19 protein-coding genes are annotated in these 24,827 nt (G+C 58.1%); 6 read left to right on the top strand and 13 right to left on the bottom strand.

The window, feature by feature from the left end; genetic code table 11:
- Positions 1-336: 336 nt before the first annotated feature.
- From C7H10_RS02300 to C7H10_RS02285, 4 genes are all read right to left on the bottom strand, one after another.
- Entirely contained in the window at positions 337-1,002 is a 666-nt protein-coding gene (locus tag C7H10_RS02300) for a LuxR C-terminal-related transcriptional regulator (protein ID WP_058090659.1), read from the bottom strand.
- 41 nt (positions 1,003-1,043) lie between these two features.
- Positions 1,044-2,993, bottom strand: coding sequence for an acetate--CoA ligase (acs, locus tag C7H10_RS02295; RefSeq protein ID WP_106693545.1), 1,950 nt, complete (start codon positions 2,991-2,993; stop codon positions 1,044-1,046).
- 299 nt (positions 2,994-3,292) lie between these two features.
- Positions 3,293-4,831: a fatty acyl-CoA reductase gene (locus C7H10_RS02290; RefSeq protein WP_106693544.1), complete on the bottom strand. Its 1,539-nt coding sequence runs from the start codon at positions 4,829-4,831 to the stop codon at positions 3,293-3,295.
- Positions 4,832-5,085: 254 nt separating this feature from the next.
- A complete protein-coding gene (locus C7H10_RS02285; RefSeq protein ID WP_106693542.1) occupies positions 5,086-6,402 on the bottom strand; it encodes a MinD/ParA family ATP-binding protein in 1,317 nt (438 codons plus the stop codon).
- A gap of 227 nt (positions 6,403-6,629) precedes the next feature.
- Here C7H10_RS02285 and C7H10_RS02280 point away from each other — a divergent pair, with 227 nt between their 5' ends.
- The 4 genes from C7H10_RS02280 (at position 6,630) to C7H10_RS02265 (ending at position 12,746) form a co-directional block, all read left to right on the top strand.
- Positions 6,630-8,606, top strand: a complete 1,977-nt coding sequence (locus C7H10_RS02280; protein ID WP_244178158.1) for an HDOD domain-containing protein — start codon at positions 6,630-6,632, stop codon at positions 8,604-8,606.
- A gap of 21 nt (positions 8,607-8,627) precedes the next feature.
- The gene (locus tag C7H10_RS02275) at positions 8,628-10,805 is read left to right on the top strand and encodes an EAL domain-containing protein (protein ID WP_106693540.1); all 2,178 of its coding nucleotides are present in this window, start codon (positions 8,628-8,630) and stop codon (positions 10,803-10,805) included.
- A 234-nt stretch (positions 10,806-11,039) separates the two neighbouring features.
- Complete coding sequence (locus C7H10_RS02270) at positions 11,040-11,693, top strand: class I SAM-dependent methyltransferase (protein WP_061332259.1); 654 nt, start codon at positions 11,040-11,042, stop codon at positions 11,691-11,693.
- Positions 11,694-11,738: 45 nt separating this feature from the next.
- A complete protein-coding gene (locus C7H10_RS02265; RefSeq protein ID WP_061332260.1) occupies positions 11,739-12,746 on the top strand; it encodes a DUF2156 domain-containing protein in 1,008 nt (335 codons plus the stop codon).
- On the opposite strand, the gene murI is transcribed toward C7H10_RS02265, so the two are convergent.
- Positions 12,724-13,569 (bottom strand): glutamate racemase, encoded by an 846-nt coding sequence (gene murI / locus C7H10_RS02260; RefSeq protein ID WP_425269107.1) that lies wholly within the window; start codon positions 13,567-13,569, stop codon positions 12,724-12,726. The genes C7H10_RS02265 and murI overlap by 23 nt on opposite strands.
- A complete protein-coding gene (nudC, locus tag C7H10_RS02255) occupies positions 13,569-14,399 on the bottom strand; it encodes an NAD(+) diphosphatase (RefSeq protein WP_061332262.1) in 831 nt (276 codons plus the stop codon). The genes murI and nudC overlap by 1 nt, the downstream gene beginning before the upstream one ends.
- Positions 14,400-14,539: 140 nt before the next feature.
- Between nudC and plsB the strand changes: the two genes are divergently transcribed.
- Entirely contained in the window at positions 14,540-17,011 is a 2,472-nt protein-coding gene (gene plsB / locus C7H10_RS02250) for a glycerol-3-phosphate 1-O-acyltransferase PlsB (RefSeq protein WP_106693537.1), read from the top strand.
- Between the two features lie 29 nt (positions 17,012-17,040).
- Here the strand turns inward: plsB and C7H10_RS02245 are convergent, their stop codons facing one another.
- The 6 genes from C7H10_RS02245 to ppc all read right to left on the bottom strand — a co-directional run bounded on the left by C7H10_RS02245 (position 17,041) and on the right by ppc (position 24,036).
- Positions 17,041-17,865 (bottom strand): class I SAM-dependent methyltransferase, encoded by an 825-nt coding sequence (locus C7H10_RS02245; protein ID WP_106693536.1) that lies wholly within the window; start codon positions 17,863-17,865, stop codon positions 17,041-17,043.
- Positions 17,865-18,239 (bottom strand): hypothetical protein, encoded by a 375-nt coding sequence (locus C7H10_RS02240; protein WP_061332265.1) that lies wholly within the window; start codon positions 18,237-18,239, stop codon positions 17,865-17,867. Before C7H10_RS02240 ends, C7H10_RS02245 begins: the two co-directional genes overlap by 1 nt.
- A gap of 103 nt (positions 18,240-18,342) precedes the next feature.
- Complete coding sequence (gene tsaB / locus C7H10_RS02235) at positions 18,343-19,047, bottom strand: tRNA (adenosine(37)-N6)-threonylcarbamoyltransferase complex dimerization subunit type 1 TsaB (protein WP_106693534.1); 705 nt, start codon at positions 19,045-19,047, stop codon at positions 18,343-18,345.
- A 33-nt stretch (positions 19,048-19,080) separates the two neighbouring features.
- Positions 19,081-19,734 carry an adenylate kinase gene (adk, locus tag C7H10_RS02230; protein WP_061332267.1) on the bottom strand — a complete coding sequence of 218 codons (654 nt, stop codon included), beginning with the start codon at positions 19,732-19,734 and terminating at the stop codon, positions 19,081-19,083.
- Between the two features lie 228 nt (positions 19,735-19,962).
- Positions 19,963-21,333 carry an HDOD domain-containing protein gene (locus C7H10_RS02225; RefSeq protein WP_058091708.1) on the bottom strand — a complete coding sequence of 457 codons (1,371 nt, stop codon included), beginning with the start codon at positions 21,331-21,333 and terminating at the stop codon, positions 19,963-19,965.
- A gap of 57 nt (positions 21,334-21,390) precedes the next feature.
- The gene (gene ppc, locus C7H10_RS02220) at positions 21,391-24,036 is read right to left on the bottom strand and encodes a phosphoenolpyruvate carboxylase (RefSeq protein WP_106693533.1); all 2,646 of its coding nucleotides are present in this window, start codon (positions 24,034-24,036) and stop codon (positions 21,391-21,393) included.
- A 104-nt stretch (positions 24,037-24,140) separates the two neighbouring features.
- On the opposite strand from ppc, the gene C7H10_RS02215 reads away from it, so the two are divergent.
- Entirely contained in the window at positions 24,141-24,374 is a 234-nt protein-coding gene (locus C7H10_RS02215) for a hypothetical protein (RefSeq protein WP_106693532.1), read from the top strand.
- Positions 24,375-24,454: 80 nt separating this feature from the next.
- On the opposite strand, the gene C7H10_RS02210 is transcribed toward C7H10_RS02215, so the two are convergent.
- Positions 24,455-24,799, bottom strand: coding sequence for a hypothetical protein (locus C7H10_RS02210; protein WP_061332269.1), 345 nt, complete (start codon positions 24,797-24,799; stop codon positions 24,455-24,457).
- Positions 24,800-24,827: the final 28 nt, after the last annotated feature.

Here is a 24,827-nt window from a genome sequence, read left to right as displayed (position 1 = left end):
AATTTCGACAATAATAAATTTACAGCGTACATGTGTGCGCCGAATTTATAACAAGAAAATCAACTAAACAATGGCTACAGCGGATTTTTGTTAATCATTCCAGACATAGGGGGTTACATATGTACTCTAAATTCACTGCCGGACTACGGGGGAGAAGGTTGGAGGGCTTTTCTGAAACCCTGCGGAGCCATGGATGGCGGAGCGGAGCGTACACGGACGTATTCACAGCGTGTTTCAGAAAAGCCCTCCAACCTTCTCCCCTCCACCAAAACTCGAGAACAAAAAAACGGGCGCCCGAAGGCGCCCGTTCTCAATACATCTGCTAAAAGCTGAATCTCAGCCCCCCGAGAGCGACTGCTCCGAAGGATCAAGCTCCATCTGCTGAATGGCAATCACCGCCTGAGTCCGGTTACGAACACCCAGCTTGCGGAACACCGCCGTGATGTGCGCCTTGATGGTAGCCTCAGACACATCCAGATCATAAGCAATCTGCTTGTTCAGAAGCCCCTCAGCCAGCATCCCCAACACCCGGAACTGCTGCGGCGTCAAAGACGCCAGGCGCTCCGAGAAATCGGTGGATTCAGACTGCATCCGCTCAATCTTGTCGGCTATGCCCTCAGGCAGCCAGACATCGCCCTCCAGCACCGCCTGAATGGCCAGGGTAATGGTTGGCAGCGGTGCACTCTTGGGAATAAACCCGGAGGCACCGTAGTCAATCGAGCGACGCATGGCCTGCAAGTCTTCGGAGCCAGACACAACCACCACCGGCAACCCCGGATACTGGCCTCGCATGAACACCAGCCCCGAGAAACCATGGGCACCCGGCATATTCAGATCCAGCAGGATCAGGTCTGCATCCGGGTGCGACTCTACCGCCGCCTGCAGTGACTTGATGCTGTCGACCTCTACAGTCTCGACATCCGGCACCGCCTGATTGACCGCTTGTTTCAATGCAGCCCGAAACAACGGGTGATCATCAGCGACGATAATTGTTTGTGTCATTCAACAGATTCCTCACAGGTTAGGGCTGTCAACCGCCGGCGTTACTGGAACGCCCGGCTGCTGATCAGATCATCCACTACGCCCGGATCAGCCAGGGTAGACGTATCACCCAACTGATCGTGCTCGTTAGCAGCAATCTTACGCAAAATCCTGCGCATAATCTTGCCAGAACGAGTCTTCGGCAGTCCAGGCGCCCATTGAATCACATCCGGAGACGCAATCGGGCCAATTTCTTTACGAACCCACTGAACCAGCTCCTTCTTCAGCTCGTCCGATGGCTCCTCACCCTGTACCAGGGTCACGTACACGTAGATGCCCTGCCCCTTGATTTCATGGGGGTAGCCAACCACCGCAGCCTCGGCCACCTTGTCATGAGCCACCAGAGCACTCTCAACCTCGGCAGTACCCAGGCGGTGGCCGGACACATTCAGAACGTCATCCACACGGCCAGTGATCCAGTAGTAGCCGTCTTCATCGCGACGGGCACCGTCGCCGGTGAAGTACATGCCTTTGTAGGTGCTGAAGTAGGTCTGGATGAACCGCTCGTGATCACCGTAAATGGTGCGCATCTGACCCGGCCAGCTGTCCAGGATGACCAGGTTACCCTCGGTCTTACCTTCCAGGATGTTGCCTTCGTTATCCACCAATGCCGGCTGAACGCCGAAGAACGGCTTGGTGGCGGAACCCGGCTTCAGGTCGACCGCACCAGGCAGCGGAGAAATCAGAATGCCGCCGGTCTCGGTCTGCCACCAGGTGTCCACAATCGGGCACTTGCTGTTACCAATGACCCGGTGGTACCACTCCCACGCCTCCGGGTTGATCGGCTCACCCACCGAACCCAAGAGTTTGAGGCTTTCGCGGTTAGTGCCGTCCATACAGGACTCACCCTGGGCCATCAGCGCACGGATGGCGGTGGGCGCGGTGTACAGGATGTTGACCTTGTGCTTGTCGACAACCTGGCCCATGCGGGAGCTGTCCGGGTAGTTGGGCACACCTTCAAACAGCAGGGTGATGGCGCCATTGGCCAGCGGGCCATACAGAATGTAGCTGTGACCTGTTACCCAACCGAAGTCGGCGGTACACCAGTAAACGTCACCGTCGTGGTAGTCGAACACATACTCGTGGGTCATGGAGGCATAGACCATGTAACCGCCAGTGGTGTGCAGAACGCCCTTCGGCGCACCGGTGGAACCGGAGGTGTAGAGCATGAACAGCGGGTCTTCCGCGTTCATCGGCTCCGGCTTACATTCTGCCGGCGCATCCTTGATCAGATCTTCGTAACGAACGTCACGGCCTTCGGTCCAGGGGACCTCTTTGTTGCCAGTGTGGGTAACCACGATCACCTTGTCGACCTTGGCGTCTTCCTCGTGCTTGAGCGCGTGGTCAACATTCTTCTTCAGCGGGATGGCACGGCCACCGCGCAAACCTTCATCAGCGGTAATCACAAAACGGGATTTGCCGTTCACAACCCGGGCAGCGAGCGCTTCCGGGGAGAAGCCACCGAACACCACCGAGTGAATCGCACCGATCCGGGCACAGGCCAGCATGGCGACCGCGGTCTGCACAATCATTGGCATGTAGATGGTGACCACATCACCTTTCTTTACGCCCTGGGCTTTGAGCGCATTGGCAAACTTGCAGGTCTCTTCGTAAAGCTCCCGGTAGGTAACGTTACGGGATACCGAAGGATCGTCGCCTTCAAAAATGATGGCCGTCTGATCGCCGCGTTTCTCCAGGTGGCGGTCCAGACAGTTGGCGGAGGCGTTCAGCACACCGTCTTCAAACCATTTGATGGACAGGTTGTTGTAATCGTAGGTGCTATTCTTGACCTTGCTGTAGGGCTTGATCCAGTCAAGGCGCTTGCCGTGCTCACCCCAGAACGTATCCGGGTCTTCTACGGACTGGCGATACATTTGTTCATATTGCTCTTTGCTGACCAGTGCACGCTCGGCAACTTCCGGACTCACCGGATATACCTGTTTATCAGTCATTGTGCTCCCCCTTAATCAGAGTCTGTTGTCATTGTCGGTTTTTAAATTCAGGGTGGTCGGGCGATTTTTGCCCTTAAGACAGATGCATGTAGTTCAACATGTGTGCCACCGCACAATGAATTAGACTAACGTCCTAACCTACCGCCATTTTCGGGCTAACCTGTTCAGCAATGCGTCGATCAAGGCAGGGTTTAGCAGCTTTAACAGCGGCTTTATCAAGAATAGTTGCAGATCGGGGAATGGCAAAACATGACGTGGGGAGAACAGGCCCGGCCGCTGGCCGGACCCAGGAAGGATGATCAGGCAGCTTTTTTGCGCTGCTTGGAAGCCCGGAGACTGTAGACCTTTCTTTCTTTCAGGGCATAGCGGTTCAAACCCGCCAGGTGAATCTTGCGCAGATAGACTTCCCAATCAATTTGGCGTGCATCCACCGGGAAAAGCCCCTTGTCGACCTCACCCATTCTGGCAGACAACGCCTGCAGTTCATCGTTGTGGAAGATGTAATCCGGGGCTGTGTAAAAACCAAAAATAGTGGCCAGTGACTGGGTGGTATCCAGATTCTTGAGCATTTTCAGGTCACGGGAATTACCCAACAACTTCAATACCTTGTCCGTCACACTCAGGGGCAGGCGCACACCGCTGACCACCAGGTCAAACAGGGTTCGGTTAACCGCAATGAACGGCTTGCTGGGCTGCCGGTAGAACAGATGATCGTAGGCGGCGTAATTGGCTTTGGATTCCGCCATCAGGTGGTCGATGAACTGCCCCAGTGAGACCGGATTGGAGCTGCCACTGCAGCACTGGTAGATCCTGCGCCGACCAGGTTCTGCCAGGGCCTCGGAAAGCGACAAAACAATCGCATTGGCCACCAGATCCACCGGAATGACATCAATCACACCCGAGCGCTTACCCGGGAACAGGGTCACCTTCTCCCGGGCATAGGCCAGGATAATGGCATCCGCCACCTTGACGCCTTCAATCCAGCCAGGGGCAGGCTCTTCCAGGGCACTTTCAATGATGGAGGGCCGAACAATGGTCAGGCTGCGGCCGTTCAGCGCCTTCATCAACAGTTGTTCGCCCAACCACTTGGTAAAGGTATAGGTGTCGCTCCAGCCGTAGCGGTTTGCTTCCCGAATACCCAGGTCCACCAATTTCTTTTCAAGGGTTTTACCGGAGTAACGGGCGCGAACATCGGCAATCTTGTCTTGCAGTAATTGCACCAGCTCTTCAATCTCGTAATACCCCTCGCTTGAGCGGGGAACTGACTCACCTGCGGGCTTGATCACCGATTCGGTAACCGGCCCGGAATTCATGCCGTTAACATAGCAGGTAGACACCTGAAGAACTGCCAGCTCCGCATTCTGCCGGGCCAGCCCGGCGATATTCTCAAGACACAGGGTGTTGATGGTCAGGGCTTTGTCCAGCTCCTCCCGGAAGTTCACGCTGGCAGCAGAGTTGATCACGGCATCCAGTTCTCCGGCCAGTTTCTGCCAGGCGACCTCACCCATACCGAAACAAGGTTCCGTCACTTCACCGGTGATGCAATGAACCCGCTCTTCGAGGAAGGTTTCAAACCAGTCCGCATCGACACTTCTCAAGCGATCAAATACCGATGACGTGGCAATCTCATTATCAAAGCGACTGCGGGCATCAGGATGACGTTTATTGCCCCGAATCAGCAAGTAAATGCCACCAATGTCCGGGACGGACCTGATCAGCTTCTCCAGAACCACCTTTCCCAGGAAGCCGGTGGTTCCGGTAATCAGCACCCGCTTGCCGCGGAGCTGCCCGAGCACCTTCGACGAAGACTCTTTTTGATTCACTTGCTGGTTTGCCATGGTAGAACTCCTTCTCTGAGATCGATGTCACCAGCGATCAACGCCGGTCAAAAGTCGCGGGGGGCCGGTTTCCTTTGCCCCGACATGTATGCATCCGTTTTGCATCCGCCTGTCAGAGCTGCCTGCATAATGCGGGCCACGATTTCGGTCAATTCTTGCACAGTGACCGTTACAGGGCGGTGACAGACTGCAAAATTACGACACATAAATCCCTAAAAAAATGACCAGCAACTGGGCACATACTCTTGGCTCGTTCATGACCGGGTGGGATCTCTGCCTGCCAGTGAGCGCAAGATGTCATCCAGGGAAACATCCGATGGTTTCTCTCGCAGCACCCGAAGTAATTGATCCTGCTCGCCAAAACTGACTCGATCGTACAGTGGTCCCTCCACCCCTTGAGGCAATACAGCAGGCTCCGGCTTAGCCGAGGGTGACGCCAGATCATCGGCCAGGTGCCGCAGGTGGGCCGCCAGCCTATCCCGGTCTACCTGGCGCAGATGCTCCCATTTCATTGATGCCAACCCGGTTTGTACGATCTCCACGGTATCGGCATCAGGGTTGCGCCCCAACAGTGCAAAAAGGCGGGTAAATGCGTCATACCGGAGCATGGCATCGTCCGGCTTTGCTGCCAGCAATTTTTCCAACTGCCGGACCAGGGCCCGACATTGCTCGCCAACGGATTCACCGCCGGGAATGGCGGCTTCAGCCTGCCCGGCTTGCCGGCGCGCGGCCTGATGCCAGTAAGCCGCTATACCGGCTTTGCGCCGAGGCAGTGCCGCCAGGTGAACATTGAGCATTTCCGCCAGGGTGTGAAACTGCCGGCAGGAGGGGTCAGAGGTGGGCAGCAGGGTCACCGGGTGTTGAATGAGCACGGACTGCCGAAGCGTTTCATCCCGCCAAAGTGCCCCCAGGTAATGCAATGTCCACTGCAGATGCCGCTGGCAGGCACCGTTCAGACGCTGGAACACCGATCGTGCCTGGCTGGCGCCTTGTGCCATGTTGACGATCACGGACGGCTTGCGCCTGTAACCTCGGCGCTTGAGAACTTTCATTAGGGAGAAAGCATCGGTGAGTGAGGCTGGGTCCGGGGTTACAACCACACAGGCCAACTCTGCCGCTGCGATCATATGAAGACCTACAGTCTGCAGCCCTGATGCCGTGTCAATAATCACATAATCGTAACAATGCTCCAGCTCATGCAGCGACTTCAGGAGCTTCAGGCTGTCTTCGCGGGTCATCTCCATACACGACTGAACCCCGGAGGCACCTGGAACAATGTCCAGCCCATAGTGGGTTTGCAGAATGGCATCAGCCAGACCACACTGGCCGGCGATCACATCGGCAAGCGTGCGTTCCGGATAAAGCCCCACCAAAAGACTCACGTTGGCAAGGTCTGTGTCCGCGTCCAGCAACAGCACTTTCTGCCCGGCTTTGGCCAGGGCAAGCGCCAGATTGACGGCAACGGTGGTCTTTCCCACTCCACCTTTACCGCCTGTTACCGCGATGGTTCTTGGTTGGCGCAACTTTTGCCTTCCCTCGTAGCTTGAGCAACCGAAAACAGACGAATCCATAGGCTTGTCACTATAAGCGACATTTTAACCTGTAAAAAGGGTACACATATCACAGACTTGAAATACCCTGCTTAAAAAATCAGCAATAAAGGTTTAACACGGGTGGATTATTGTCTAAGCTCACTGACTTATAAGAAGAATGAACACCCTGTCATAAAACTCTGATACAGAACAGGGAACCTTGCCCCGCAAACATAATGACGCGGAGCAAGGACAAAGGGCGCGCGATGACTAATGCGATGGATATTGCAGCTGATCTTCAACTACCGAGCCTGCCGGAGGTAACCCTGCGGGCGCTGAAAGCATGTCATGCCGGAGACAGTTACCGCGAGATCAGTCAGATTGTCGCCACGGACACCGCACTCGTCGCCCGACTTCTGTCATTGGCCAACTCCGCGCTGTACAGAAGTAATCCTCCCATCCGCTCCGTTGAGCAGGCACTGCTTCGCCTGGGCACCCGCCGCTTCCAGACCCTGCTGCTGACATCGGCATTGCGACAATTGCTATTTGAACTCGGCGGCGACGAGTGGCAGCAACTGAGGGATTTCTGGCGCCACTCTCTGACCACAGCCCTGACCGCCCGGGCCCTGGCCACACTGACACGCTACCCAAGCCCTGAAGAAGCGTTCCTGCTTGGCATGGTTCACAACATTGGTGAACTGATCGCCATCAAGACCCAGCCCCAGGAACGCAAACAGGACATCCTCAACCACCAGAATGAGATTGCCGCCCATTTTGTAACCGTATGGGGGTTAGGACCGTTGGCGGCAGACGCCATGCGATATCAGCAGTCGCTACCAACCCAGCTCCGGGACGCCAGCCACCTGGTGAAACTGATCAGCCTGTCGACCCGGCTTGCCCTCTCAGACTCAGCGGGCATTGCTGCTGCAGGAACGATCTTTGGGTTGCAGGAAGACCTGACACGGGAAATCTGCGACAGAATCAACGAAGAAGTAGCCACCATGGCGGCCTCCTTCGGAATTCCTCTGGACACCGCCTACCAGAGTGAGGAAGGCGCCCGGCAGCTCAGGCAAACCCTGATACACCAGGCGATCGCCAGCAAAACCCTTGAGCTGCGAGCCACAGACAGCACGACCCCGTGCGATCTGATCGCCAGTACCGTCAGCAGTCTGGGCGTCCTGACCGGACTGCCGGCCCTGTGCTTTGGCCCCGAGGCAGAGGAGCTCAGGCTGCTTTCCGGTACCGGCACCAACCTTCCGGACCTGCGCCTGTCGCCCCAGCCTGGCGGCAGCGTCCTGACCGATGCGTGGAACGGCGGCACTCTGGTCAGCCTGAACGAACGTGAGCCCAGCGTACTTGACCGGCAACTGCTGGCCATTCTGAGAACGCCGTCTCTCCTGGCGATTCCTGTTCAGCAGGGTGGGCAAAAACACGGGATCTTTGCCCTGGGCACCGACTCCGAATCAATGGAGGTCACTACCCAGCTGGTTCGGCTGTTCATCCACGAGCTTACGCAGCTGATTGAAGGTCAGACAACCGAAGGGCCAGGCGTCGACAGCCAGATCGCCCACGACCGGATACGTCGCCAGGTACATGAAGTCAGTAACCCCCTGACCATCATCAAACAGTACATTTTCCAGCTTCGTGCCCGGATGCATGATGAGACCGTCCAGGAAGAACTCGACATAATTCAGGAGGAACTGGATCGGGCAGGCTATCTGTTGCTGCAAATCAGCACCGGCGATGCGCCCGGCACTACCAGCGGTACAGACCTGAACCGGGAGCTTGAAAGCCTTGCCCGCATCCTTCAGGACAGCCTGTTCAACGGCAACGACCGCACCCTCAAACTGAGGCCGTGCCGTGAGGACACCCAGGTGCAGGGCAGCGCCTCTGCCGTCCGGCAGATCATCATCAATCTGATCCGCAACGCCGTTGAGAGCCTGGAGCCCGGCAGTGGCGAGATTTCCTTGAGTACAGCAGCACCAATATTCCAGAACCAGCGCCGCTGGGTTGAATTGCAAATTACCGATAATGGCCCCGGCATTCCCGAGGCCGTCAGGCGCAACCTGTTTGCACCGGTAAACAGTTTGAAGGGCCAGGGCCACAGCGGCCTTGGCCTGAGCATTGTCAAGCAGCTGATTGATGACATGGAGGGCATCATCGCTTGTCACACGGGGCAGGAAGGCACTACCTTCCGGATTCTGCTCCCGGCGGCAGGCCACTACAAGCATGGTACCGACTGACGAATTAGCGGAAGCAGACCAATGGCATTAGAGCAGAGCAAGCAGCCCTTCCATGGGTCCGAACCGGCCAGGATTCTGATAGCCGATGACGAACCACGCCTCCTGGCCAGCCTGGCCAAATTACTGAGAGGCCGAGGTTTCGAGGTAACCGAAGCCAATGGCGGAAAACAGGCTTGTGAACAACTGGCCAGCAAGGCCTTTGACCTGGCACTGCTCGACCTCAACATGCCCGACACCGATGGTTTTGCGGTGATGGAGCGCATAGCCAGCCACCAGCCGGATTGCGGTGTGGTTGTGGTCAGCGGCGAAGGATCTTTCGGTACCGTCAGCCGGGCATTGCGCCGGGGAGCCCTGGACTACATACGCAAGCCGTTTGATCCCGAGGAACTGCTGACCACGGTTGAGGGCGTACTGGGCAAACAGTCTCTGATCAAAGCCCACGAAATGATCCAGACCCGGCTGGAAAAATCCGAAGCCCTGCACCGCTACATCGTCAACAGCTCACCGGATATCGTATTCATGCTCGATAAAACCGGTCATATCTGTTTCATCAACAACAAGGTGGAAAGCCTGCTGGGCTATCAGCCTTCGGAGCTCTGCGGTCGTCATTTCGGGCACATTCTGGACGACCGGGACGTGGCCAGGGGCACCTACGCCCTTCAGGGGCCGGACATCTCGGTGGATAACCCCAGAACGCTGGAAGTGCGGCTTAAAACCCGCGGCAGCAGCAAGGCAACCCGGCATTTCGAAATCACTGCCTTCCCGGTAGACCCGCAAACCTGGCCCCAGACCGGCGACACCCGTGGCGGCTCGACAGCCCAGCCGGCCCGTTATTACGGCATCGCCCGGGATGTCACTGAACGCAAGGAGGCGGAAGCGTTCATCAACTTCCAGGCCTACCACGACCTGCTCACCCGACTGCCCAACCGGGCCCTGTTCAAAGATCGCCTGGAGCTGGCCATCACCCAGGCTCGGCGGGCCAAGCAAAAACTGGCGGTTATGTTCCTGGATCTGGATCGGTTCAAAGTGGTCAACGACACCCTGGGCCACGCCATGGGTGACCGCCTGCTGCAGGCCGTCACCCACAGGCTGGAGAAGTGCCTGCGGCGTGGCGACACCCTGTCGCGCTTCGGCGGTGACGAATTCACCCTGCTGCTGCCCTCGGTAAACAGCCCGGAAGACGCCCGGGGCATTGCCAGAAAACTGATACAGACCCTGAAAGATCCTTTCCAGCTGGGTAACCATGAAGTCTTTGTGGGGGTCAGTATTGGCATCGCAGTGTTCCCGGATGCTGGAAACTCCATGGACCAGCTGATCCAGAACGCGGATATTGCCATGTATCACGTCAAAGCCCGCGGTAAAGATGGCTATCGTTTCTATTCCGACAGCATGAGCATCAATACCGCCAACCGGCTCAGCCTTGAACGGGATTTACGGCTGGCCCTGGAGCGGGACGAACTCAGGGTGTTCTACCAGCCTCAAGTCTGCTCCAAGTCCAACCAGGTGGTGGGGCTGGAGGCTCTGGTGCGCTGGCAACATCCGGAACGGGGGCTGATCTATCCGGGCGACTTCCTGCCACTGGCGGAAGAAACCCGGCTAATCGGCAAGCTCAGTGAGCGGGTGCTGGACCAGGCCTGCAGAGACGTAGGACACTGGATCAACAGCGGGCATCCGAACCTGCGCCTGGCGGTCAACCTGTCACCCAGCCAGGTAGAGCATCCGCGCTTTGTCGAGACATTGCTGGAGCAGGTCCAGTCCCATCGTTTTCCTGCCGGCAATCTGGAAATCGAGATCACCGAGAACGTGATCATGAACGATCTGGAACAGATCAGACGGAAACTGAAAGAACTGGCGGATTGCGGTGTACGCATCGCCATTGACGACTTCGGCACCGGCTACTCCTCCCTCAACTATTTGCACCGGTTGCCCATCCACACCCTGAAAGTGGATCAATCCTTTGTCAGGGCCATTCGCAGCGGAGAGGACGGCGCCTGCATAGTGAACGCCATCGTTGCCATGGCCCACGGCCTGAAACTGGAGATCGTCGCAGAGGGCGTGGAAACAGACGACCAGCTCAACTACCTGACAAGCCTGGGCTGCCATCAGGTGCAGGGATTCTTCTACGGCCCCGCCCGACCAGCGGCCGATATTGACCGGCTGCTGACCCGCGATGGCCTGGCCTTCGCCCACACCGGATAACCGGTTTTCGATTGTAGGACACTCCTAACTAAAACATTGACCCGGTTTGCAAAGTGTTTCGATACGTTACTTTGTGTATCTGGAATTGCGCAGTACTGCACATCTTTGAACCCACCCCTTCTCTAAGCTCAGGTTATCAGTAACCGATCACCGGACTGTCCGACAGGCTGTCGGAATCACAATCACAATAACGGTGACGTTCAACCAGCGAACAAGAAGAAGGCAGCAGTCATCATGCGCGACAAGTACAAGTACATCGGCCCCGTCTATGACTTTCTGAGCAACCTGTACAGCGGCAAGAACATTCACCGCTGTAAAACCGCCATGCTCGACGTGGAAACCGTCAAACCCGGTGACCGCATCCTGTTTGCCGGCGTTGGGCACGGCCGGGACGCCATCCGCGCCGCCGAACTGGGCGCCGATGTGACCGTGGTCGACTTGTCTGAAACCATGCTCCGCAAGTTTGCCGATGCCCAGCAGAAAGAAGCGCCGAACCTGACCATCCGCCGCATTCACAGCGACATTATGAAGGTGAACGAGTTCGAGCAGTACGACATGGTAGTGGCGAACTTTTTCCTCAACGTGTTTGACGAAGACATGATGGTGAAAGTGCTGGAACACCTGATTCGCCTGGGCAAGGCTGACGCCAGCGTGGTGGTTGGTGACTTCTGCTACCCGACCGGCAACATCCTCTCCCGCATGTTCAAGAAGCTTTACTGGTACATGGCGGTGTTCATCTTCTGGCTGTTTGCCAACAACGCCTTCCACAAGATCTACAACTACCCGGAACACATGCAGCGCCTGGGCCTTCAGGTTACCGAGAAAAAGCATTTCAAACTTCTGAACATGGATTGCTACTGGTCGATTCTTGGCCGCAAGCAAGCCTGAATCTCTTCCGACTCAAAATAACAACAGGTTACCGGGAGCTTCATCATGTCAGATCAGATTCTTGCCCTCGACAACATCAGGGAACTGGCAGACGGCCAGTTCAGCTTCGCCGAGCGCGTCAACTACCTCAAGAAATACGGTCAGCACTCTCAGTCGTTCTCAACCCTGCAGCCGGGCATGCAGTATTTTGATGTGCCGGGTATGGGCTACATTGCCTATATGCGCAAATGGGGCGGTACCTTTGTCCTGTCAGATCCAGTGAGCGCACCCGAGCATTTCCCCGCCATGCTGGAGAAGTTCCAGCAGACCTTTCCCAACGCCTGCTACATCCAGGTTTCGAAATCGGTGGTGGATTTTCTACACCTTCGCTTCGGCCTGTATGGCACCCAGTTTGGCTGCGAATCCCGGATTGATCTCAAGTCCTGGTCTCTGACCGGCAAGAAAAAGCAGATTCTGCGCACTGCACTGAATCAGGCTGAGAAGAGTGGCATTACGGTCATGGAGCGGTTCAGTGACGACCACACCCGAGAAATCTCCGAGGCCTGGATACGCACCCGCAAATGCAAGAGCAACGAGATCCGCTTCCTGATTCGCCCCATGGAAATGGACTACCGGGAAAACGAGCGACACTTTTACGCCTACCAGGACGGCAAGGCGGTGGGCTTCATCTATTTTGATCCGATCTACCGCAACAACGAGATCATCAGTTACGTACCGAATATCTCCCGCGCCAACGCCGATTTTCGACAGGGCATTTTCTACACCCTGATGGCCCACGCCATGGACACCTTCAAGGCCGAAGGTGTGCCCTTCCTGGACCTGGGCCTGATTCCGCTATCGCTGGACCAGGCCACCGAACACCAGGAAAGCCGATTACTGAAACGTTTGATGCACGGCATCTACGAGAAAGGCAATTTCCTATACAACTTCAAAGGCCTGGAGTTCACCAAATCCCGCTTCCGGGGTGACAACTTCAAAACCTACTGCTGCCATAAACGCGCTATTCCGGCTCTGGAATTCCTCGCCATGTTCAAGCTGACCCGGCTGTTGTAGCGCCGGGCCAATGCTCACAGACCCGCGCCACTGAAATCCCCATTTCGGCCATGAACAGGGCAACATCCGGCGGGGCGTCCCCGGTGAAGCGGGCCTCTGACACCACGCCACCGGTATCCGCTCTGGGGGTTTCCGCTGCCGCCAAACGCCCGGATTCACCCAGCAAAAAGGCGACCCGGCGAGCGATGGCGTCACCGGAATCCACCCATGCAGTGACCTCCGGCAGGCTTTTCCGGAGCCAGGGTAACAACAGCGGATAGTGAGTACAGCCGAGCACTACGGTATCGACACCCGCCTCACGCAGTGGCGCCATAGCCGCATCCAGTTCTGCCTGGGGCGGTTCTGCGCCTTGCACCAGCTGCTCTGCCCAGCACACGAGCCCAGGGTGGCCAAGCCGCACCACGTCGCAGTCACTGGCAAACTCGGCAATGAGCTTGTCCAGATAGGGTCGCTGTACCGTTGCCGGCGTTGCCAGTAGCCCAACCCGACCATTTACGGTGCAGGCGGCGGCGGGCTTGATAGCTGGCACCACACCCACAACCGGCAGCTCCGTCATGGCCCGCAGGTGCGGAAGCACCACCGTGCTGGCGGTGTTGCAGGCCACCACGATGATGTCACAAGGCGACTGTTGCAGACTTTGCCGGATCAGAGAGCAGCAGCGCTCAATCACCACCTGTTCGCTCTGACCGCCGTAGGGAAAACCAGCGTTGTCCGCCAGATACACCAGGTCCGCACCGGGAAGCGACTGGTGAATTCGGGCAGCCACGCTGAGCCCGCCAACCCCGGAATCGAATACCAGCACCCGAGGAGACGCCCCGGCCATCATCCGGCATCGCTCCCGTTCTCGGCAATTTCCTGTTTCATGGCACTGATCAGGCGGCCGGCAATGGTGGTATCGGGCGGAATGGGTGGATGATCGTCGGCACTGAACCAGCCGGCATCCGCCAGCTCATCTTCCTGCAGGCTGAGTTCACCACCCTGAAAATCGGCAAAAAAGCCCACCATCATCTGATGGGGAAAAGGCCAGGGTTGGGAACTCCGGTAGCGGATGTTGCCAACGTCCAATCCGGTCTCTTCTTTTACTTCCCGGGCCACGGCCTGCTCAAGGCTTTCCCCTGGCTCGACAAAACCGGCAATCAGGCTGTAGAAATTCCGGGTCACCCTGGAAGACCTCGCCAGCAGGAACTGGCTGCCGCGCCGGATAACCACAATCACACAGGGTGCGATTCGGGGATACCAGGGAATATTGCAACGGCTGCACCAGCGAGCCCGCTCCCGGGGATGTGACTCGGTTCGCTCTCCACAGCGACCGCAAAAGCGGTGATCCTGCCACCACTGCAATACCTGGAAGCCGGTACTGAGCAAATCTGCAGGCGCGTCGGGTGACACCAGCAGGGCGTCCCTCAAGGTAACCAACTGGGCGCCAGGTAGCCCGGAGTCTGGCAAGGTACAAACAAACAGACGCCGGCCATTCCAGGTACCCAGCGCAAGGGCCTCCGGGCGACTGTCGCCCATTTCCGGACCGCCCCAGGCCAACAACCAGCCGTTATCCGGCTTAAGGACATTGTTTCCGGAAAACGCCAGAAGCAGGTCCCCCTGCACTGGGGCGTCCTCATGCCAGCCCGGCAACCACTGCTCGCTTTTGCTCACCATGCTTTTGCCTTATCAGCAACCGTTTGTCTGAGCGGCAATGTAACACATCACAATCACTACCAAGAATCTGTATACCGCTTTCCGCACCCGCCTCAACCCGTTAAACTTGGCGCCTGTTTCCAGTACCGGAGTAACATCTTATGCGACTTTATCAGGGCATTCGCAGCCTGATCCTGTCTCTTTTCCGCAAGATCCTGTTTTTATGGGTCAGGACCGATGTCAGCGGCAATACCCTGGAGGCCCTGGGGCTCGATCCGGACAAACCGGTGTGCTATGTGCTCCAATACAGCTCGTTGTCCAGCCGCCTGGTGCTGGAGCAAGAGGTCATCCATGCCCGACTGCCCGGCGCAACCGACAGCCTGCCCGTAAAAAACGGGCCGGCCCACTCCTTTTTCTATCTGTACAAACGCATTGGCGGGCCGTTCAGCGGAGGTCGGCAAACCCCGGTTCCCACCAAAGAGTTCACCGGCCTCGTGCAGTTTGGCCTGGAGCATCCCGAACAGGACGTACAGATTGTTCCTGTCTCATTGTTTTGGGGCCGTTCTCCGGATAAAGAGAAATCCCTGGTCAAGCTGTTGTTGTCAGACACCTGGTCGGTTGCCGGGCGGCTGCAGAAGTTCCTGATCATTCTGGTGCATGGTCGCAACACCTATGTGCAGTTTAACCAGCCCCTGTCACTCAAGCAGGTGGTCGACGAATACCGGAACAACGAAGAAAAAGCCAAGCGGAAACTCGCACGTATTCTGCGCACCCATTTCCGCCGGGTTCGCCAGGCGGTGCTGGGGCCTGACCTGTCTCACCGCCGTACCCTGGTGGAAGGCCTGGTGCGCACCCAGGCTGTCAAGGAAGCGATAAGGGAAACCGCCGCCAAAGACGACATCCCGCCTGAAAAGGTTCGCGCCAAAGCCTACAAGTACGCGGACGAAATTGCCGCCAGCATGTCCATCGTGACCATCCGGTTCCTGGAACTGGCGCTGGCCTGGCTCTGGAACCGCATCTACAACGGCATCGCCGTCAACAACATCAAGGTGGCCAAGGAAGTCGCCCAGGACCATGCCGTGGTCTATGTTCCCTGCCATCGTTCGCACATCGATTACCTGTTGCTGTCCTACGTGCTGTACAAGAACGGCCTGATGCCGCCCCACATTGCCGCCGGCATCAACCTGAACATGCCTGTTGTTGGCCCTATCCTGCGCAGGGGCGGAGCTTTCTTCATGCGCCGCAGCTTTCGGGATAACCCGCTGTACGCCACGGTTTTCAACGAATACATGCACGTGATGTTCACCCGCGGCTACTCGGTGGAATACTTTGTCGAGGGCGGCCGCTCCCGCACCGGGCGCATGCTGCCACCACGTCCGGGCATGCTGTCGATGACGGTGCGCAGTTTCCTGCGGGATCACCGCAAACCCATCGTCTTCGTGCCGGTTTACATCGGTTATGAGAAAGTGATGGAGGGCCGCTCCTACCTGGGCGAGCTGCGCGGCAAGAAGAAACAAAAGGAGAGCGTCTTCGGCCTGGCCAAGACGGCCCGGAAACTGACCAACTCGTTCGGCCGGGTAGCGGTGAACTTTGGTGACGCCATACCACTGGCCGATGTTCTGGACGAAGTCCATGAAAGCTGGCGCAGCGAGGCTTACGACGCCGAGTACCGGCCTACGTGGCTCACCGAGGCCGTGGATGAACTGTCCAAGCGGGTAGCCAGCAACATCAACGCTTCGGTGGCGGTCAACCCGATTGGCATGACCGCCACGGTTTTACTGGGCACCGAGCGCCTGGCCATGGATGAGGGGCAGCTGATCAGGCTGATGGACCAGTATGCCCACTTGCTCAGGGCCTACCCGTACGCCAACACCGTCACCTTGCCAGAGGGTTCTGCGCGGGAATGGGTTGCTTACTGTGAGAACATGGGGCTGATCACCCGCCAACCCCAGAAACTGGGCGATATCATTGCCCTGGAAGGCGCCAACGCCATTCTGATGACTTACTACCGCAACAACATCCAGCACCTGTTTGCACTGCCGGCGCTGATTGTCAGCCTGTTCGAGAACAAAACCAGCCTGCGCAGAGACAAGGTTCTGTTCCTTACCAGTGTTGCCTACCCTTACCTGCAGTCCGAACTGTTCCTGAAATTCGGTCAGGATGAAGTGGAATCGGTTATTAACAAGTGGATCGACGTGCTGATTGATCAGGGCTTGGTTATCCAACTGGATGACGAGCGCCTGGGCCGCCCCGAAGAAGGCACCGAAGCCATGCTGCGGGCCCGCATCCTGTCCCGGTTTATCATCCAGACCCTGGAGCGCTACCACATTACCCTGGGCATTCTCCGCAAGTATGGTTCGGGCAAACTGACCGCGGCGGAACTGGAAGAGCAAAGCACGCTGCTGGCCGAGCGGATGTCTATCCTGTTTGGCCTTAATGCGCCGGAGTTCTTCGACAAAACCCTGTTCCGGAACTTCATCGCCAATATGCAAAAAACCGGCGTGCTGACCACCGATGACAACGGCCTGCTTTGTTACGGAGAAGGTCTGGATGAGGTGGCCGAAGATGCCCGGCTGGTATTGAGCGTTGAGAAAAGACAAGCCATTCAGCAGGTCACCATGCTGGATGCGTAAGTCTTTGAGGCGGGCCGGCCCGGGTTATCTCAGGCCGGCAGCGCCTTGATGGAATAGATATCGTATCGGCTGCTTTTACCTTCCAGCCGCGTAGTGGGCTCCGGCCCCGCCACCGCGGGCGCCTTCCGGGGGCGTTTCACAACCACCCGGTAACGGGCACAGGCCAGGGCTGCGGCAAGCAGCTGTTCAGAATCGTCATCGTCTCCCACAACCTGCCGGAACACCTGCATTTCCTTTTTGACCAGGGCGGCTTTGTCCCGGTGGGGGAACATCGGGTCCAGATACACCACATCCGCCGCATCCTTGCCGGCGCTCTCAAGCCAGTCAATGGAACTGCCGGCTTCAAGCTGCATGTGCGCCACCAGGGGCGCGCAATCGATATTCAGTGCGGCCCTTGCCAGGCCATCTGCCAGCAAGGCATGGATCACCGGGTTTCGCTCCAGCAGGGTTAACCGGCAACCCAGGCTGGCAAGCACGAAAGCATCCTGGCCGAGGCCGGCAGTGGCATCCAGTACGTGCAGCTGGGCCCTGGTTTTCTGCAAACCAACCGCCCGGGCCACCAACTGGCCGGTACCGCCGCCATGCTCTCGACGGTAGCCCATTTTGCCGGTCACAAACTCCGCCCGCACCGGTCCTGGCGCCCCTTTGCCGGTCAACTGGAGGGCAAGCCCTTCGTCGTCCATGTACAGCAGCACCGGAAATTCCCGGACCTGTTTGGGTTTGACGATACCCAGCCAACGCAACTCCAGCTCTTCCGCCAACTGTCGTGCAGCCATCTGGTCACCCAGCGGGCTGCAACCAACGGCAACGGTCGCCGTCAGGGAGTGGCAAGTATCATGGGAAGGGTTTGGCATCAGACGAGAATGTCGATACCGGAAATAACCGAGCCACCCTCGAATTCCTGCCCGGCGGCGGCCACACCGGCAAAGGTCGAAAGCGCTCTTGAGGCTGGCAAAGGCAGCTCGTCGGCGCGGAATCGTTCAAGCCGGGCATCCTCAGCGGCCCTGCGGGCTTCAACGCGACGATCGGTCGCTTCACTAGCCGTCTGGTTACCGGGAGCAGTATCCCGGCTTTGCTGGGGCGCATTCAGGTCACGGCGAACCGACTCGGCGCCGGGGGCCTGGGGAGAAGCGGCCGGGGACCTGGCGACATCGGTACGCTCTCGTGCCGGGTTGTTGTTACCCGTTTGAATCAGGGAGGAATTGGCCGGATTAATACCACCGATCATAATGCGCAACCACAGAAACGGTTCAAGTGTGTTGCTGCATTATGGAAGAACCAGGGCCTCTTGGAAAGGCAGGCGGCAACATTTCTGATCAGAAAACGACCTTTCACGCACGACCGGGCAGTTTCTTCCAGGCCACTTCATCCCGGATATAGACCGGCTGCGCCAGCTCCGCCGGCACCGCGATGCCATGGCGAAAATCCTGTTCTGCCAATCGTGCCACCATGGCGGCCCGGGGCACCAGGGTGTCATCCACCGCTCTGATCCGGCAGACCACCACTTCGGGCATATCGCCCTTTAATGTCCAGCCCTGGCCGGCACCAGTCCAGTTCGCTGATACGTCTGAGTCCGGCAGGCTCACCGCCCCGGGCGGGCAGACCCGCTCCTCGCCGATCAACACCGGCAACCCCTGCTGACACAGGAAGGTACCCCAGTACACTTCGCCCATACGGGCATCAAAGGCCACCGCAATGTGTTCACCATCGGCCAACTGGTGCTGTTCAATGGCGTCCAGGGCGACAGCCGACAGCGACGACACCGGCACAACCGGTAAGTTAAGCCCCCAGGCCAGCCCCTGGATAACCCCGGTCGCAATACGCAAACCGGTGAAAGAGCCCGGGCCGCGGGCAAAAGCCAGGGCGTCAAGATCGTTCGGGGAAAGCCCCTGTTCGGCGAGCAGTTCGCGAACCATGGGCATTAGAAGGCGGGTGTGGCCCCGTGGGGCCAGTTCAAACCGCTCGCTGATCTGGCCATCCAGCCATAGAGCGGCGGAGCAGCCCTCAGAAGACGTATCCAGTGCTAAAAGCTTCACAGAATCAAGCCTCCCGGGCTACTCCGGTTTCGATTACTTAAGCTGGGACAGGATCTGGTCGCGGATGCTGTCCAGGCTACCAATGCCTTCCACGCGCACGTACTTGGGCGCGTCGGCAGGTGCCTTGCTGGCCCAGTCCTGGTAGAAGCCAATCAGCGGCGCCGTTTGCTCGTGGTAGATGTTCAGGCGTTTGCGTACGGTTTCTTCCTTGTCGTCTTCACGCTGTACCAACGGCTCGCCGGTCTCGTCGTCCTTGCCCTCTACTTTGGGTGGATCGTATTTCACGTGATAGATACGGCCACTGCCCTCGTGCACGCGACGGCCAGACAGACGGCTGACAATTTCTTCGTCTTCAACGGCGATTTCCACCACGTAATCGATGGCGATACCCTGGTTCTTCAGCGCTTCAGCCTGGGGAATGGTGCGTGGGAAGCCGTCCAGCAGGAAACCGTTCTTGCAATCCGGCTGCTGAATACGCTCATCGATCAGGGCGATGATGATATCGTCAGACACCAGACCACCGGAGGCCATCACTTCCTTGACCTGTTTGCCCAGCTCGGACTCGGCCTTGACGGCGGCACGGAGCATGTCGCCTGTAGAGATCTGGGGGATCTCGAAACGCTCGGTAATGAACTGAGCCTGAGTACCCTTTCCAGCGCCTGGCGCGCCTAACATGATGATTCTCATAACGTTGTGCTCCCGTTGTCTTATATTATCGTTTGAAAAGTTGCGGCAAAAACCGTCGCCTTTGCGACAACCTCTCAGGGCCTCCAGGCCCACTTGCTGGCGCGCCTGCCCAAAATTGAGGCAGCATTATACGAAGTCCGCCCCGACAGAGAAAGTCGACCTCCGTATCATGGTTGGAATTACCGGAACACAGGGGGCTTCAGGCACAGAAGCCTGACGCCGTTTTGCTCAGGATGCAAGCGACGACGCCAGCACATCCAGGTCGGTTGCAACGGCCTGGATTTCCTCCTGAACCAGCGCCAGTGTTGCTGGCTCCAGGCCAAGCGCTTCTGTCAGTGCGGGGATATCATCCGGGTTGAACTCGTCGCCAATACCCTGCTCTTTCAGCAGGGCATTCGCCAGTTGGACCATCAAAACATACTCTTCATGCTCACCATGGTAACCCGGGTGCTGGTGCATGCCTGCAGCCTTGATGACAGGTTCCGGCAGTTGCCAGAGCCGATGCAGAATACCGCCAATGGCGCCATGGCCAACCGCCAGGATATCCTGGCGCTCGCTATGGCCAAACACTTCCTGTTCCAGTGAATGCATGCTTGCTTCAGGGTTGATCTCCCGAAGAGCGTTCAGTTCCTGAAATTCAGAGGGAAACAGGTGCCCCACCAGCAACAGGCCAAAGTTGTGCAACAGCCCGCACAGATACGCCAGCCCCTTATCCCGGCCCGAACGCGCCGCCAGGCTTTGGCACAGGAAGGCACAGTAAAGTGAGTGACGCCAGAAATTATCCATGCCCAGCATTCCACCCCTGGGCACATCAAAAGCCCTCACCGATGCAATACCCATGGCAATATGGGCGACCCGATCAAACCCCAGCACCCGGGTAACGGCCTCCTGAACCGAGTTGATCTGGCCAGGGTAATTGAACAGTGCCGACCGTGCGTAGCGCATGATCTGGGCCGTCATGCTCGGGTCAAACTCAATCAGTTCCGCCAGCTCTCTGGCGGTGGCTTCCGTATTGGCAGTCAGGCGCAGAATCCGCAACGCCAGCGCCGGCATGGGCGGAAGACGATAGAGTTTCTGCAGTTTGTCAGCCACTTCGTCGAGGCTCAGCGCGCCACGGGAGCCATTACCCTGCCCCCGGATAACCAGGTGTCCTTCGCGGGCACCCGCCAGTGCCAACCGGAACGAGCGGCCATCCATCACAACCAGGGTATCGTTGGTGCCAGCTGAGAACACCACTTGGTCGGCGGTGGTGAGATCTTCGTCAATCAGCACCGGCAGATCCCAGGCATTCCCGACCGGTGGCACGAAGCCCGGCTCGCAGTCACCGAACAGCCGCGCGGTCTGGCGCGCGGTCAGCGGCTGCAGGCGACGCCCGGTAAACTGATGCAGGGTGTCCATATCCAACGTACTGTCGAAGCGATGCACCGCCATGACCACACCATTGATGTCGATCAGCAGCGTGGGCTGGATAAAATCATGCTGGGGCTTGCCAGAGGCAAGAACCGCCGCATCGAGATTGCTTACCGGTGCAATTTCGATCTGCTGATAGCTGATACCCTTACGGGCGAGGTAATGCGACAGTCGCTCTGACAGTGCCAACGGGGAAGACTCCTTTATCCGGTTCAGGGCTTTCCGGCCCCGGCGTTATTATGCACGTTAGCCCGTATTACGCATACCAGCGGCGATGCCTGCCATGGTGACTTTCAGCGCCCGCTCCACCATATCCGGCACCTCACCTTTGCCCTCACTTTCGCGGTCGCGTTTGAGCAATTCCGCCTGAAGGTAATGCAAGGGGTCGGTGTAGGGGTTGCGCACTCTCATGGAATGGGCAAACACCGGTTCGCTCTCCAACAGGGCTTGCTGATCCTTGAGCTCCAGCACATGCTCGATACAGCCGTTCAGCCGTTCCCTGAGGCTACTCCCCAGGGCCCTGAGGCTTTCATCCTCCACCAGGGTCTGCTCGTAATAACTGGCAATGCGCAGGTCGGCTTTGGCCAGCACCATTTCCAGCATGTCGACATAGGTGCGGAAAAACGGCCAGCCCCGCATCATCTCACGCAGCTCTGGCAGGCGCTGGTGCCGGGCGGCTTCCTCCAGGGCCACATCGCTGCCCAGCCAGCTGGGCAGCATCAGGCGCATTTGGGTCCAGGCAAAAATCCAGGGAATGGCTCGCAAACTCTCCACGCCACCGGTGGCTTTCCGGCGCGCCGGTCGACTGCCCAGGGCCAGCTTACCCAGGGCCGTTTCGGGTGTAACCTGGCGGAAATAAGGCACGAAATCCGGGTTCTCCCGCACCACTTCCCGGTAAGATTTGAGGGAACGCTCCGTCAGCCAGTCCATCATCTCACGCCAGCTGTCCTCGGGTTGTGGCGGTGGTGCCAGGGTCGCCTCAATGACGGCAGTGGTGTACAGGGTAAGGCTTTGAACCGCCAGCCGGGGCAAACCGAACTTGAATCGGATCATTTCCCCCTGCTCGGTAATCCGGAAACTGCCGTTCACCGATCCCGGCGGTTGCGACAGAATCGCCCGGTTCGCCGGGCCGCCACCACGGCCCACCGTGCCGCCGCGACCGTGGAACAGGGTCAGGTGCACGCCATACTGGCGGGCCACCTGGGTGAGTTTTTCCTGGGCCTGGTACTGGGCCCAGGCTGCCATCAGCTGGCCGGCGTCCTTGGACGAGTCCGAATAGCCGATCATCACCTCCTGGCGGCCCTGACAGTATTCGCGGTACCAATCAACCTGATACAGGGCAGCCATGCTGTCTGGCGCGCCCTGAAGATCGCTGAGGGTTTCAAACAGCGGCACCACACGCATCGGGAACTTCATTCCCGCTTCCCGCAACAGCAGGATCACGCTCAATACATCCGAAGGCTTGCTGGCCATGGAGATAACGTAGGAGCCCAGCGCTTCCGGGGTCTGGCCCGCCACCACCTCGCAGGTAGCCAGCACTTCCTTGACGGACTCTGAGGGTTCCCAGTTGCGGGGCACCAGTGGCCGGCGGCCTTGCAGCTCGCGCAGCAGGAATGCCTGCCGGTCGTCTTCCGACCAGGACAGATAGTCTCCCAGCCCCAGATAATCCACCATCTCTGCCACTGCCTCCGCATGCCGGGAAGCCTCCTGCCGGATATCCAGGCGAATCAGCGGCAGTCCGAATGTGTGAGCACGGCGAATGGTGTCCAACAGCGGGCCGTTGGCAATTTGCGCCAGGCCGCAATCCATCAGCGATCGATAACACAGCTCCAGGGGGGCCGTCAGGTCTTCGTTCTCAAACAGGATACCGGTCTCGTCCGCCACCCGGCCTTTAACGCCGGCCTCGGCCCAGTCCCGGGTACGGACCAGGCGCTCCCTCAACTCGGCCAGTACCTGACGATAGGGTTCCCGGCAATCACCAACCCGCGCCCTCAGTTCATCACTGGCCTGCCACATGGATAACTCGGCCCTCAGAGCCTGAATATCCCGCAGGTAAAGATCGGCAGCCATCCAGCGGCCCAGCAGGAAGACCTGACGAGTCACATCGTGAGTCACGTTCGGGTTACCGTCTCGGTCCCCTCCCATCCAGGAGGCAATGCGAATCGGGGAATTCTGCAGGGGCAGGCCTTTGCCCGTTGCATCAGAAAGTGACTGGTCCAGGCTTCGAAGGAATCTGGGCAATGCCTGCCAGAGGCTGTTCTCGATGACCGCAAAGCCCCACTTGGCCTCGTCCACAGCCGTCGGCCGCTCATGGCGGATTTCGTCGGTGTGCCAGGCCTCAGTAATCAGCTGTGACAGGCGGGCCACAATCTCATCACGCTCCGCCGGCATCAGATCGTCGTGGTCGAGCCGGGCCAGGCAGTCGGACATTTCGTCGTATTTCAGAATCAGGGTACGGCGGGCAACTTCTGTCGGGTGGGCAGTCAGCACAAACTCGATCCGCAGGTCAGCCACCCGCTGGTGCAATTCCTCAGGATCAACGCCCCCGGATTTCAATCGCTCGAAGACCTCGCCCAGGGACTCCACCATCAGGTCGGAAGGGTGGCCCTGCTTACGGCGAATGCCATGGTACTGCTCGGCCAGGTTCGCCAGGTTGAGAAACTGGTTGAAGGCGCGGGTGACCGGCAACAGTTCATCGTCGCTCAGTTGCCCCAGGAGTGTTACCAGGCGCTGCCCGGAGCCACTCTCCTGCCGACGGTCGGCTTTGGCCGCAGCCCGAATCTCCTCAATCCGCTCGTAGCAGTCCTGCCCGGGAAAACGCTGGATGCTCTGGCCCAGCAATTCGCCCAGCAGACGCACATTTTCTCGCAGATCGGGGTGCAGTTCGGTCACGTTGAGTTCCTTCTGAATTGACGGAGACGAAGTAAACTTACGATACTAAGGATCCGTTCGAAAAGTCTATTGGCGATTCAATCCCCTCGCCCCAAGGAGCCACCATGAAAGTGACCGATTTGCCCCAGCACTGGGAACAGGAAAAACAGGCGATGGAACGTACACACGAATACAATCTGCGTCTGCCCCTTGAAGACGCCGCCCGGGTAGCCGCGCTGGCGGAACTCTATCCAGATCGCAGTGAAAGCGAGATTCTCAATGACATGATTGCCGCTGCCCTGGACGACCTGATTACTCAGGGGCCACTGAAGGATCGCCTGCCAGACAAGGGAAAGTAATATAAATGAGCAGACATCAACCCAAGCGCACGGCGCCTGGGTTGATGGAAACCCGGTGGTGAGCCGAATCGGTGCTGGCGTCAGGCCACGGATTCAAGCTGGCGGGCTTTGATCCGCTTGATATGCTTCTGGCTAAGGGCTACAAACCGCGGAGTCAACCCCTGGTCTTCGTAGATCTCAAAACCATCCTCATCATAAGCAACCACTTTGTCGCCCTGAACGTAGGGAAAGCTGGTTTCCAGCTCATCAAGCGCAGCGGAGATCAGATCACGCATCAGGTCTTGAGAGGATTTCATCGGATACATCGCTGCCACTTTCTGCAACAGCTCGTGATGCTGGTCAGACAACGATAGGTACGCGGCATCACGAGTGAGCCGACCACGACCGTGCTTGTCCCAATGCTTGACCAGATCTTTGATTTTCATGGTGCCTTCACCCCTGCATCTTATCTGA

This window comes from Marinobacter shengliensis, assembly GCF_003007715.1.
Lineage (GTDB): Bacteria > Pseudomonadota > Gammaproteobacteria > Pseudomonadales > Oleiphilaceae > Marinobacter > Marinobacter shengliensis.
This window is presented reverse-complemented; position numbering and strand designations above follow the sequence as displayed.

Bases quoted from the DNA above. Each gene is read 5' to 3' on its own strand.
- adk (WP_061332267.1), bottom strand. From the start codon at position 19,734: ATGAGAATCATCATGTTAGGCGCGCCAGGCGCTGGAAAGGGTACTCAG.
- C7H10_RS02280 (WP_244178158.1), top strand. From the start codon at position 6,630: ATGACTAATGCGATGGATATTGCAGCTGATCTTCAACTACCGAGCCTG.
- plsB (WP_106693537.1), top strand. From the start codon at position 14,540: ATGCGACTTTATCAGGGCATTCGCAGCCTGATCCTGTCTCTTTTCCGC.
- C7H10_RS02245 (WP_106693536.1), bottom strand. From the start codon at position 17,865: ATGCCAAACCCTTCCCATGATACTTGCCACTCCCTGACGGCGACCGTT.
- C7H10_RS02300 (WP_058090659.1), bottom strand. From the start codon at position 1,002: ATGACACAAACAATTATCGTCGCTGATGATCACCCGTTGTTTCGGGCT.
- C7H10_RS02270 (WP_061332259.1), top strand. From the start codon at position 11,040: ATGCGCGACAAGTACAAGTACATCGGCCCCGTCTATGACTTTCTGAGC.
- C7H10_RS02240 (WP_061332265.1), bottom strand. From the start codon at position 18,239: ATGATCGGTGGTATTAATCCGGCCAATTCCTCCCTGATTCAAACGGGT.
- C7H10_RS02210 (WP_061332269.1), bottom strand. From the start codon at position 24,799: ATGAAAATCAAAGATCTGGTCAAGCATTGGGACAAGCACGGTCGTGGT.
- murI (WP_425269107.1), bottom strand. From the start codon at position 13,569: ATGGCCGGGGCGTCTCCTCGGGTGCTGGTATTCGATTCCGGGGTTGGC.
- acs (WP_106693545.1), bottom strand. From the start codon at position 2,993: ATGACTGATAAACAGGTATATCCGGTGAGTCCGGAAGTTGCCGAGCGT.
- C7H10_RS02290 (WP_106693544.1), bottom strand. From the start codon at position 4,831: ATGGCAAACCAGCAAGTGAATCAAAAAGAGTCTTCGTCGAAGGTGCTC.
- C7H10_RS02275 (WP_106693540.1), top strand. From the start codon at position 8,628: ATGGCATTAGAGCAGAGCAAGCAGCCCTTCCATGGGTCCGAACCGGCC.
- C7H10_RS02215 (WP_106693532.1), top strand. From the start codon at position 24,141: ATGAAAGTGACCGATTTGCCCCAGCACTGGGAACAGGAAAAACAGGCG.
- C7H10_RS02285 (WP_106693542.1), bottom strand. From the start codon at position 6,402: ATGGATTCGTCTGTTTTCGGTTGCTCAAGCTACGAGGGAAGGCAAAAG.
- nudC (WP_061332262.1), bottom strand. From the start codon at position 14,399: ATGGTGAGCAAAAGCGAGCAGTGGTTGCCGGGCTGGCATGAGGACGCC.
- C7H10_RS02265 (WP_061332260.1), top strand. From the start codon at position 11,739: ATGTCAGATCAGATTCTTGCCCTCGACAACATCAGGGAACTGGCAGAC.